Genomic DNA, 11,079 nt, shown 5'->3' with positions numbered 1-11,079 from the left:
CCTGCGCTCGGCCTTCCCATGGGGCAAGAAGATCAAAAGCAGATCAAAAGCCAAAACGAGGCGGCCTGATAGCCGACCTGCTGCTTGAGGCCTGTGCGTTTCCCTTTGGGAGCTGAGCTTGCTCGCGATGGCGGATTGATAGCCGGCAGGTGTGTTCCACATATCCACGGATCAAATTGTGGGAGCTGGGATGACGCCGTACGGAAACTCATGTGATCCTTGCCTCTTTTACCCAAGGACGATCCTGTTTCATGACCCTTTCATCCGCCACTTCACCCCGTCTCATCCACATCGCCGCAGCCCTGGTGATTGATCCGCGCGGTCGCACGTTGCTGGTTCGCAAGCGCGGGACCGAGGCGTTCATGCAGCCTGGCGGCAAGATCGAGCCCCATGAGCAACCGGTCCACGCCCTGGCTCGTGAGCTGGAGGAAGAACTGGGGCTGGTCATCGATCCCGCGCACGCCACTTTTCTCGGCCAATTCAGCGCCCCGGCCGCCAACGAGCCAGGGTTTGTGGTGCAGGCGGAACTCTTTCTGCTGACCATTGATTCAGACGTATCGCCTGCCGCTGAGATCGAAGAGGTTGTCTGGATCGACCCGGCCACCGACGGCGAACTCACGCTGGCACCATTGACACGAGACCTGATCCTGCCGTTTTATCGAGCTTCGCTGACGGCTACTGCCTGATCTTTTACGGACGAAGACTTGCCATGATTCCCCTTCAAGACCTATTGATTTTCGCCGCTGCAGCCTTGCTGATGGTGCTGACGCCCGGGCCGAACATGATCTACCTGATCTCCCGTTCGATCTGTCAGGGACGCAAGGCGGGCGTGACGTCGTTGCTGGGTGTGGTCGCGGGTTTTTTTGTGCACCTGTTCGCGGCGGCCGCGGGTTTGACTGCGGTGTTCCTGGCGGTGCCAATGGCCTATGAAGTGTTGAAATGGGCGGGGGCGTTGTACCTGATGTGGCTGGCGTGGCAGGCGGTCAGACCGGGGGCGCGGTCGCCGTTCGAAGCACAGCAGTTACCGCCGGACTCGGCGCGCAAGCTGATCACCATGGGGTTTCTGACCAGTGCCCTGAATCCCAAGATCGCCGTGTTTTACCTGTCGGTGTTCCCGCAGTTCATCACGCCTGAGCATGGCTCGGTGTTTACCCAGAGCATCATCCTCGGCCTGACCCAGATCAGCGTCAGTTTCTGCGTCAATCTGTTGATCGCCGTGTTTGCCGCGGGTATCGCCTCCTGGTTCGTCAACAACCCGACGTGGCTTGCGGTGCAGCGTTATTTCATGGGATTTGTGTTGGCTGCGCTGGCGGTGCGGCTGATGCTTGAGCAACGAAGAGCGGCTTGACCATGTGGATTGAGCGACTGGATGCCAGCCATGCCCTGGATTATCGGGGACTGATGCTTGAAGCCTATGACCTGCACCCTCAGGCGTTTACTTCCAGTGTGCGAGAGCGCGCGGCAATGCCATTGAGTTGGTGGGAATCGCGTTTGAGCAACAAGCTGGACGTGGTGTTTGGTGCCTTTGAAAACGGCGGGTTGGCGGGCATTGTCGGGCTGGCCTTCGAGCCTCGGGAAAAAGCCCGGCACAAGGTGACATTGTTTGGCATGTACGTGTCCGGCAAGGCTCGTCAGCGCGGGCTGGGTTACACGCTGGTGCAAGCCGCGCTGGCTGAAGCGCAGAACCATCAGGGTTTGCGCTTGGTACAGCTGACCGTCACCGCTGGCAATGAAGCCGCATTCAGGTTGTACCAGCGCTGCGGCTTCATCCAGTACGGCCTCGAGCCCATGGCCGTGCGCGTGGGCGAGGACTACTTCGACAAGATTCATATGTGGCGTGAGCTCTAAAGATCACCAACATCCCCTCACCACAGTTGATTGCATTCCAGTCAGCGAACTGCGCTAACGCCATCCAGCGTCGAGAACGACGTATCTTTCGCCGTCAGCAGAAAGTCGCGCATGTACGGCGCATCCAGCATGTCGGCGCGAATCCCGGCGTACAAGGTCGCAAACAATCCCTTCTCACCCAGTCGCTTGGCCTTCACATAACCCCGTGAGCTGTATTCATGCAGCGCCCAATGGGGCATGCCGCAAACCCCACGGCCGCTGGCCACCAATTGCATCATCATCACCGTCAGTTCCGACGTGCGGACCTGGGCCGGTTCGATGTCGGCGGGTTCCAGGAAGCGGGTGAAGATGTCCAGCCGGTCACGCTCGACCGGGTAGGTGATCAGGGTTTCTGTCACCAGATCTTCCGGGACGATGTAGGCCTTGTTCGCCAGACGGTGCTGGTTGGCGACCGCAAGCATGGCTTCGTAAGTGAACAGCGGCACGTAGGTGATGCCGGCCAGCTCCAGGGGATCGGACGTCACCACCAGATCCAGATCGCCACGGGCCAGGGCCGGCAGCGGGGCGAAGGAGAAACCTGAAGCCAGGTCCAGCTCGACTTCCGGCCAGGCATCGCGGAACTGGTCGATGGTCGGCATCAACCACTGAAAGCAGCTGTGGCACTCGATCGCCATGTGCAAACGCCCGGCAGTGCCGCCGGCCAGCCGCGCGATGTCGCGCTCGGCGCCACGCAACAGCGGCAGGGTGGCGTCGGCCAGTTGCAGCAGGCGTAAACCGGCGCTGGTAAAGCGCACCGGTTTGGTCTTGCGCACGAACAACGGCATGCCCATGCGCTCTTCCAGTTCCTTGAACTGGTGGGAGAGGGCGGACTGCGTCAGGTGCAGGCGATCGGCTGCGTCTACCAGGCTATCGGCTTCGCGCAAGGCATGCAGGGTCTTCAGGTGACGGATTTCAAGCACCGGGGGCTCCATGAGGAAAACTTGTGATCAACACGAAAAGGTTGAGTTTGTCTCATGTTGGGTTGGGTGTCGACAATAGCGCCATGTTTTACAGCATCTTTTAAAGAGAGAATTTTCATCATGGCCCTGGCACACACACTTGGTTTCCCACGCATCGGCGCTGATCGCGAACTGAAAAAAGCCCTGGAGGCTTACTGGAAGGGCGACCTCGATCAGGACGCGTTGAAGCGCGTTGGCCAACAACTGCGGGCCAGCCATTGGCAATTGCAGAAAGACGCCGGCATCGACCTGCTGCCGGTCGGCGACTTCGCCTGGTACGACCAGGTGTTGACCCATTCCCTGACCTTCGGGGTGATCCCGGAGCGTTTCGACAGCGCCAGGGATGCCAACGGCCTGCCGACTCTCGACACCTTGTTCGCCATGGCCCGTGGCGCCACGGCGAGCTGCTGCGGCGGTGAACACACCAAGGCGCAATACGCCCAGGAACTGACCAAGTGGTTCGACACCAACTACCACTACCTGGTCCCGGAGTTCAGCGCGGACCAGGCATTCAAGCTGAGCTGGGAGCAGCTGTTCGATGAAGTCGACGAAGCCCGCGCCCTCGGCCACAACGTCAAACCGGTGATCATCGGCCCACTGACCTACCTGTGGCTGGGTAAAGCCAAAGGCAACGACTTCGACAAACTCGACCTGCTGGAACGCCTGCTGCCGGTCTACAACGAAATCCTTGTTCGCCTCGCCGAACAAGGGGTGGAGTGGGTGCAGATCGACGAACCGATCCTGACCCTCGATCTGCCCCAGGACTGGAAAAACGCGTTCGAACGCGCTTATCACATCCTTCAGTATTCGCCGCTGAAAAAGCTGGTGGCCACCTACTTCAGCGGTCTGCAAGACAACCTCGGTCTGGCGGTCGGCCTGCCAGTACAAGGCTTGCACATCGATGCCGTGCGTGCCCCCGATCAACTGCTGCACGTGCTCGACCGCTTGCCGACCTACAAGATTCTTTCGGTGGGTCTGGTCAATGGGCGCAACGTCTGGCGCTGTGAGCTGGAACCGGTGCTGGCACAACTGCAGTTTGCCCAGGAACGTTTCGGCGACAACCTGTGGGTCAGCAGTTCCTGCTCGTTGCTGCACAGCCCGGTGGACCTGGACCGCGAAGACAAACTCGATCCGGAACTGAAAAGCTGGCTGGCCTTTGCGGTGCAGAAGTGTGGCGAAATCGCTGTGCTGCGCGATGCGCTCAACGATCCGCAATCGCCGAAAGTGCGGGCTGCATTGGCCGAGAGTCGCGCTATTCAAACGAGCCGCGCCGAGTCGCCGCGCATCCATAAATCCGATGTTCAGGCGCGTATCGACGCGATCGGTGCAGCGGATAGCCAACGTCATTCGCCGTTCGCAAAGCGCATCGAACAGCAGCGTGCGCGTCTGAAATTGCCGGCGTTTCCGACCACCACCATCGGCTCGTTCCCGCAGACCGGCTCGATCCGCCTGGCGCGTCAGGCGTTCAAGCAGGGCAAGCTGTCGGCCAACGATTACACCGACGCCATGCACAGCGAGATTCGCCACGCTGTGCAGGTTCAGGAACAGCTTGGCCTGGATGTGCTGGTGCACGGTGAAGCCGAGCGCAATGACATGGTCGAGTACTTCGCAGAGCAGCTCGATGGTTATCTGTTCACACGCTTCGGCTGGGTGCAGAGCTACGGTTCGCGCTGCGTGAAACCGGCGATTATCTACGGCGACCTGAGCCGCCCGAACGCCATGACGGTGGACTGGATCACTTATGCCCAGAGCCTGACCGACAAGGTCATGAAAGGCATGCTCACCGGTCCCGTGACCATGCTGATGTGGTCGTTCCCCCGTGAGGATGTTTCGCGCAAAGTCCAGGCGCAGCAGCTGGCCCTGGCCCTGCGTGACGAAGTGGTAGACCTGGAAGCTGCCGGCATCCAGATCGTGCAAATCGACGAAGCCGCATTCCGTGAAGGCCTGCCTCTGCGCCGCGCACAGTGGCAGGAATACCTGGACTGGGCGGTGGAAGCATTCCGCCTGACCGCCTCGGGTGTCCGTGACGAAACCCAGATCCACACCCACATGTGCTACAGCGAATTCAACGACGTGATCGAGTCCATTGCGGCCATGGACGCCGATGTGATCACCATCGAAACGTCGCGCTCGGACATGGAATTGCTGGAGGCGTTCGAGGCGTTCGACTACCCGAACGACATCGGTCCGGGCGTCTACGACATTCACTCGCCACGGGTGCCGGACACGGCCGAGATGGTCAAGTTGATGAGTAAAGCGGTGAAGCGCATTCCAGCCGAGCGGTTGTGGGTGAATCCGGATTGCGGGCTGAAAACACGGGCGTGGCCGGAGACCGAGGCCGCGCTGGTGAACATGGTAGCGGCGGCTCGGCAGTTGCGCAGTCAGTTGGCTTAACATTTAGCGGCGCCTGCTCTGACCCCATCGCGAGCAGGCTCCCCACATTGGAAATGCGTTAATCCGGACACAGCGGGGGCGTTGGCCTGCTCCGGGTGGCAATCCGACGGTGAACGATCAAACGCCCTCGAACATGACCGCTCGGCACTCTTCATCAAACTGTCACGCAACTATGGCAGCGCGCTTGAACAAACTTCATCAGACTCGCGCTCTACTGGGGTTCTGCGTTTCGGTGTTTTTTCATGCGTGTATTTTTATTCCTGGCCGCGTTGTTGTTCGGCCTGCCGTCTTTGGCGGCTTCGCGTTGCGATATCAATGTTCCGACTGAACGGGCCGATCTGGCGCAGGTGAGCCTGGCGTACCAGAGCATTGGTCGTGCATCGGACCCCGCGCTGTTGCTGGTGATGGGGCTCGGCGGACAGCTCATTCACTGGCCAGACGAGGTGGTCGTCGCGCTGTGTCAGCAGGGTTTTCGGGTGATTCGTTATGACAATCGCGATGTCGGTCTCTCGACCTGGCGGCAACCCCCTGTCGACGCCAACCTGACCTTCGAAGTGCTGCGCTACAAACTGGGGTTGCCAGTGTCGGCGCCCTACACCCTGACCGACATGGCCGATGATGCGTTCGGGTTGATGGACGCCTTGCACGTCGAGCAGTTCCACGTGCTCGGCGCGAGCATGGGCGGCATGATTGCCCAGCACATGGCGGCGATGGCGCCGCAGCGAGTCGAGAGCCTGACTTTGATCATGACCAGTTCCGGTGCCGAAGGGCTGCCGGCGCCGAGTGCAGCATTGGTGCAATTGCTTGCGCGTCGTGGTGCGCCGAATCGCGAAGCCGCTCTGGAACAACAGGCAGATCTGCTCGCGGCGCTGGGCAGTCCGACGGTGAGTGATGATCGGCAGGCATTGTTGCATCAGGCGGCACAGTCCTATGACCGGGCATTCAACCCTGAAGGCGTGAAGCGCCAGATCATGGCCATCCTTGCGGAACCGAGCCGGGTAGCGCTGCTCAATCAGCTTCGTGTGCCGACCCTGGTGGTGCATGGGACGGCTGATCCCTTGCTGCCGGTGATGCACGGCGTGCACCTGGCGGCGCATATTCGCGGCAGTCAGCTGAAGCTGATTCCGGGCTTGGCCCATCGATTCCAGGAGGCGTTCAAAGCGCCGCTACTGGCGGCGGTGCTGCCGTATTTGCAGGCTCATCGCGAAGACACTTCGCATTGGGCGCAGATTGATCCGTTGCCGGCTCCCAATCTCCTGTAATTCACAGTAGATCTGCTGCGCGTCAGGGTTCGTCGGGTGTATCGTTAGACCTTTGCGGCGCATTCCAGTTTGCGAGGTGAGTGATGAGTACCCCACTGAAAATCGATTTCGTCAGCGACGTGTCCTGCCCCTGGTGCGTGGTGGGCTTGTACGGCCTGACTCGCGCTCTGGATTTGCTGGGCGATGAGGTGCAGGCCGAGATTCGTTTCCAGCCGTTCGAGCTGAACCCGAAGATGGGACCTGACGGACAGAACATTACCGAGCACATCACCGAGAAATACGGATCGACGCCTGAGCAATCCCAGAAGAATCGCGAAATGATCCGGGCTCGTGGTGCCGAGCTCGGGTTTGCCTTCCGCACGGACGGTAATAGCCGCATCTACAACACCTTCGATGCTCATCGTTTGCTGTATTGGGCGGGGCTCGAGGGCGCGCAGTTCAATTTGAAGGAGGCGCTGTTCAGGGCGTATTTCACCGAAGGCGGCAATCCGTCTGACCCTCAGCAGTTGGTCCGGATCGCCGAAAGTGTCGGACTGGATCGCAAGCGCGCCGAGGCCATATTGGCGTCGGATGAGTTCGCCAAAGAGGTTCGCGAAGAGGAGCAGCTGTGGCTGTCACGGGGCGTCAGTTCGGTGCCGACCGTGGTGTTCAACGGGCAGTACGCGGTCAGCGGCGGGCAGCCGGTTGAGACGTTTGTCGGGGCAATCCGGCAGATCATGAGCGAGTCGAAGGGTGGGACGGTGAGCTGATTCGCTGACTACTTCTGTGGCGAGGGAGTTTACTCCCGCTGGGCTGCGCAGCAGCCCCCCATCACAGTCACCCCGCTACTTCTGATGCACCGGGCATGCAGGTTTTGCGGCTGCTTCGCAGCCGAGCGGGAGTAAACTCCCTCGCCACAGGAGAGTAAGGCAGTTCAACCAGAGGGGAATTCCCTCACCACCAATCCGAAGAGATGTGATCAGCCGTGGACGCGCACCCACACGCTGACCAGCACCGTAGCCGCCATCAACCACGCCACTGCCGCAACGGCCAGCGAAGCTTCCAGCCGCATCTTGTCGACCATCACATACAACGTTGCCAGGTAGATGAAGTACGGAATGATCGACCACATGCCAAACACGATGGTGGTCTTCAGGTCATCCAGCGAACGGCCCTTGCCGACGATGTAGTGCGCGATCAGTGCAAAGGTCGGAAACAGCGGCACCAATCCTGCGATGTAATAGTTTTTGGTTTTAGCCAGCGCAGCGAGAATGATCACCACCGCTGCACCCAGAGTTGCTTTGAGTATCAGGTCCATCAGTGGCTCAGCCCGTATTTTTTCACTTTATCGAACAGGGTGGTCTTGGCCATGCCCAGCTCCAGGCTGGCCTGGGTCAGATTGCCGCCGCTGCGTTGCAAGGCGTCGCTGAGCAGGTTGCGTTCGAAGGCTTCCACCGCTTCGGCGAAGGCCAGGCCGTGATTGCTGCCACTGGTGCCGGATTTCTTGAAGGCCGGCAAGCCCAGGGCAAAGCGTTCAGCGACGTTGCGCAGTTCGCGCACGTTGCCCGGCCAGTCATGACTCATCAGGTGCGACAGGGTCTGGTTGTCCAGCTCCGGCACTGCGCGGTCAAAGCGCAGGGACGATTGCTGCAGGAAGTGCTCGAACAGCTGCAGGATGTCTTCACGGCGCTCGCGCAGCGGCGGCAGTTCCAGGGTCACCACGTTCAGACGGTAATACAGGTCGCTGCGGAATTCGCCGGCCTTGCTCGACGCGTCCAGATCGGATTTGGTCGCCGCAATCACCCGGCAATCCACCGCCACGCTCTGGTTTGAACCGAGGCGTTCGAGGGTGCGCTCCTGCAATACCCGCAGCAGTTTGATCTGCAGCGGCAGTGGCATGCTTTCCACCTCGTCGAGGAACAACGTGCCGCCGTCAGCATGTTCGATCTTGCCGATCCGCCGTTTGCCAGCGCCGGTAAACGCGTTGGCTTCGTGGCCGAATATCTCGCTTTCGAACAGGTTCTCCGGCAGGCCTCCGCAGTTCAGCGCAACAAACTGCCGGGTGTGGCGACGACTGAAGTCGTGCAGGCAGCGGGCGACCAATTCTTTACCGGTGCCGGTTTCGCCCTCGATCAACACGTTGGCCGAGGTGTCGGCAACGTTGGCGATCAGCTCCCGCAGATTCTGCATGGCCGCAGAACGGCCGATGATCCGGCCTTCCAACGAGTCGCGCTCTGCCAGTTGCCGCCGCAACGACGAGACTTCTCGAGCAAGGCTGCGTTGCTCCAGAGCGCGACGGGCAACGTCCACCAGGCGCTCCGGGGAAAACGGTTTCTCCATGAAGTCATAGGCGCCTTTTTGCATCGCGCCGACCGCCATCGAGATGTCGCCGTGGCCAGTGATCAACACCACAGGCAGGCTGCGATCACGGGCCTTGAGTCGGGTCAGCAATTCCAGGCCATCAATGCCCGGCAGGCGAATGTCGCTGATGACGATCCCGGCAAAGTTGTCGCCGACCCGCTCCAGCGCTTCTTCGGCGCTGCCCACGCCCACGCAGGGAATGTCTTCCAGGGTCAGCGCCTGCTGGCAGCCGAGCAGTACATGAGGATCGTCTTCGACGATCAGCACACTAAGGTCGTTGTTCATATTGGCTCGGCGAAAGAGGGGCTTACCAACGGTAAACTGAGGACAAAAGTGGTTCCACCACCGACCGGGTGTTCGACACCCAGGTGTCCGCCCGTAGCAGCGGCCAGGCTCGCGGACAAGGTCAGGCCGAGGCCCAGACCCTGCTCGCCGGGTTTGGTGGTGAAGAATGGTTCGAACAGATGCTTGCGCGTTTCGGCGTCGATGCCGTGGCCGTTGTCGCGGACACGAAGACGGTATTTGCCATCGAGCACTTCGCCTTCAAGCCACAGCTCCGGTAACGGCTGGGCCTGCATGGCATCCAGGGCGTTGCCCATCAGGTTGACCAGAATCTGTTCCAGGCGCGTCTGATCGATTTGCACCTGTACATCGCTGAAGTCGCGATGCACTTGCAGGTGCGCGCTTTCAACCCGGCCACCGAGCAACTGCAAGGCCGCATCCACGGCTTTACCGAGGCTGGCCTGACCCTTGTCGTCACCGCGTCGGGCAAATGACCGCAGGCTGGCGGTGATCCGGCCCATGCGGTCGATCAGTTCATTAATGGTCTTGAGGTTGGTGCTGGCGACATCCAGCTGACCGCGTTCCAGGAAGCGCACCGTGTTGCCGGACAAGGTGCGCAGCGCGGCGAGCGGCTGGTTGAGTTCATGGGCGATGCTGGTCGACATCTGGCCGATGGCCGCGAGTTTACCCGCCTGCACCAGTTCGTCCTGGGCCCGGCGCAAGGTCTCTTCGGCCTGGCGCCGTTCACGGATCTGGCCCTTGAGCCGTTCGTTACTGGCGCGCAGGTCGGTGGTGCGTTCGGTAATCCGACGCTCCAGTTGATTGTTGGCTTCCTGCAAGGCTTCCCGGGCGGCGAGGCGGGTGGAGATGACCTTTCTGCGCTCATTCCAGGCAATCAGCAGAAACGTCACCAGGGCCAATGCCACGGCCACCAGAATCCCCTGATTGATCGCTTCGCGGCGCAAATCCTGAAGCGGGGTGAGGAGGGTGAAATTCCACGGTGTGTCGCTTAACGGGCGAGTTTGCGACAGGTAGCTGATGTCTTCCTGATCGGACTCCACTTCGCTGTTGGCGGGGAAGGTCAGTTTCTCTTCACCCTCTGCCAGTTTTTCCCGGGCCAGCGGTTGCAGTTCGTTGAGCGGAAACCAGTAGTACTGGAGGCTGCGGGCGAGTTTTTCCTTGGTCTCGTCGCTCAGCGGTATCACTGATTTGAGACGACGTGCCGGATCGCTGGACAGAATGATGATGCCGTTCTCGTCACTGACGAAGGCTTCCAGACGGGCGCGCTGCCAGCGTTCTTCCATCGCTTCGAGGCGGACTTTGACCACCGCGACACCGATGATCTTGCCGTGTTCTTCCAGGCCGTGGGCCAGGTAGTAACCGGGTTCGCCGTTGGTGCTGCCGATGCCATAGAAACGTCCCGGCTGGCCGCGAATAGCGTTTTGGAAATAGGCGCGAAAGGAGAGGTCTTCACCCAGGTAGCTGTCGACATCGCGCCAGTTACTGGTGGCCATGACGCGGCCGGTGGTGTCCATCACGTAGATGGCGCGACTGCGGCTGCGACGGTTCAGGCCTTCCAGGTAGTCATTGACCGTTTGCCGATGTTCCGGCGACGGGTCGGCCAGCAGTTGGGAAACACTGGTTTCGAGTTCCAGCAGGCTGGGCAGGTAGGTGTACTTGCTGATCTCGCTCTCGACGGCGCGTGCATGCAACTCCAGCTGGCGCTGGCCGTTTTCGCTGAGGCTGCGTATGCCGTAGTACTCGCTGACCCAGAAGCCGACGTAACCCAATCCGATCATCAGCGCGATGATCAGCGGAGGCAGGAACAGATGGCGAATCAGACGGGGTTTCACGGCGAGTGATGGCGGCGCTGCGCGATAGAGAGTGGGGTCGCATTTCATCACAGATGCCTTGGGTCAACCACAACACATATCCGAACGCTCACACCGGCACTG

The 11,079-nt window shown here is 60.5% G+C and carries 10 protein-coding genes; 6 read left to right on the top strand and 4 right to left on the bottom strand.

What is annotated here, in order from left to right:
- Positions 1 to 251 precede the first annotated feature (251 nt).
- Genes AC3ZVB_RS26625 through AC3ZVB_RS26615 form a run of 3 tightly spaced genes read left to right on the top strand, consistent with a single transcriptional unit; the run spans position 252 to position 1,848 of the window.
- Positions 252 to 686: an NUDIX hydrolase gene (locus AC3ZVB_RS26625; RefSeq protein ID WP_162441197.1), complete on the top strand. Its 435-nt coding sequence runs from the start codon at positions 252 to 254 to the stop codon at positions 684 to 686.
- 23 nt (positions 687 to 709) lie between these two features.
- Positions 710 to 1,348, top strand: a complete 639-nt coding sequence (locus AC3ZVB_RS26620; RefSeq protein ID WP_162441198.1) for a LysE family translocator — start codon at positions 710 to 712, stop codon at positions 1,346 to 1,348.
- A 2-nt stretch (positions 1,349 to 1,350) separates the two neighbouring features.
- Complete coding sequence (locus AC3ZVB_RS26615; RefSeq protein ID WP_490148201.1) at positions 1,351 to 1,848, top strand: GNAT family N-acetyltransferase; 498 nt, start codon at positions 1,351 to 1,353, stop codon at positions 1,846 to 1,848.
- Positions 1,849 to 1,889: 41 nt separating this feature from the next.
- Here the strand turns inward: AC3ZVB_RS26615 and metR are convergent, their stop codons facing one another.
- Entirely contained in the window at positions 1,890 to 2,807 is a 918-nt protein-coding gene (metR, locus tag AC3ZVB_RS26610; RefSeq protein ID WP_194692637.1) for a transcriptional regulator MetR, read from the bottom strand.
- Between the two features lie 120 nt (positions 2,808 to 2,927).
- Between metR and metE the strand changes: the two genes are divergently transcribed.
- From metE to AC3ZVB_RS26595, 3 genes are all read left to right on the top strand, one after another.
- Complete coding sequence (gene metE, locus AC3ZVB_RS26605; protein WP_490148200.1) at positions 2,928 to 5,240, top strand: 5-methyltetrahydropteroyltriglutamate--homocysteine S-methyltransferase; 2,313 nt, start codon at positions 2,928 to 2,930, stop codon at positions 5,238 to 5,240.
- 242 nt (positions 5,241 to 5,482) lie between these two features.
- Positions 5,483 to 6,502 (top strand): alpha/beta fold hydrolase, encoded by a 1,020-nt coding sequence (locus AC3ZVB_RS26600; RefSeq protein ID WP_194692635.1) that lies wholly within the window; start codon positions 5,483 to 5,485, stop codon positions 6,500 to 6,502.
- Between the two features lie 83 nt (positions 6,503 to 6,585).
- A complete protein-coding gene (locus AC3ZVB_RS26595) occupies positions 6,586 to 7,251 on the top strand; it encodes a DsbA family oxidoreductase (RefSeq protein ID WP_194692634.1) in 666 nt (221 codons plus the stop codon).
- A gap of 209 nt (positions 7,252 to 7,460) precedes the next feature.
- Here AC3ZVB_RS26595 and AC3ZVB_RS26590 read toward each other — a convergent pair whose 3' ends face one another.
- The 3 genes from AC3ZVB_RS26590 to aauS are packed head-to-tail and all read right to left on the bottom strand — an operon-like array spanning position 7,461 to position 11,025.
- Positions 7,461 to 7,790: a GlpM family protein gene (locus AC3ZVB_RS26590; RefSeq protein ID WP_178114321.1), complete on the bottom strand. Its 330-nt coding sequence runs from the start codon at positions 7,788 to 7,790 to the stop codon at positions 7,461 to 7,463.
- An 8-nt stretch (positions 7,791 to 7,798) separates the two neighbouring features.
- Entirely contained in the window at positions 7,799 to 9,127 is a 1,329-nt protein-coding gene (aauR, locus tag AC3ZVB_RS26585) for a two-component response regulator AauR (protein WP_162439396.1), read from the bottom strand.
- Positions 9,124 to 11,025, bottom strand: a complete 1,902-nt coding sequence (aauS, locus tag AC3ZVB_RS26580; RefSeq protein WP_490148199.1) for a two-component sensor histidine kinase AauS — start codon at positions 11,023 to 11,025, stop codon at positions 9,124 to 9,126. The genes aauR and aauS overlap by 4 nt, the downstream gene beginning before the upstream one ends.
- Between the last annotated feature and the right edge of the window lie 54 nt (positions 11,026 to 11,079).

It is taken from the genome of Pseudomonas sp. MDV22-iso1, from assembly GCF_058145095.1.
This window is presented reverse-complemented; position numbering and strand designations above follow the sequence as displayed.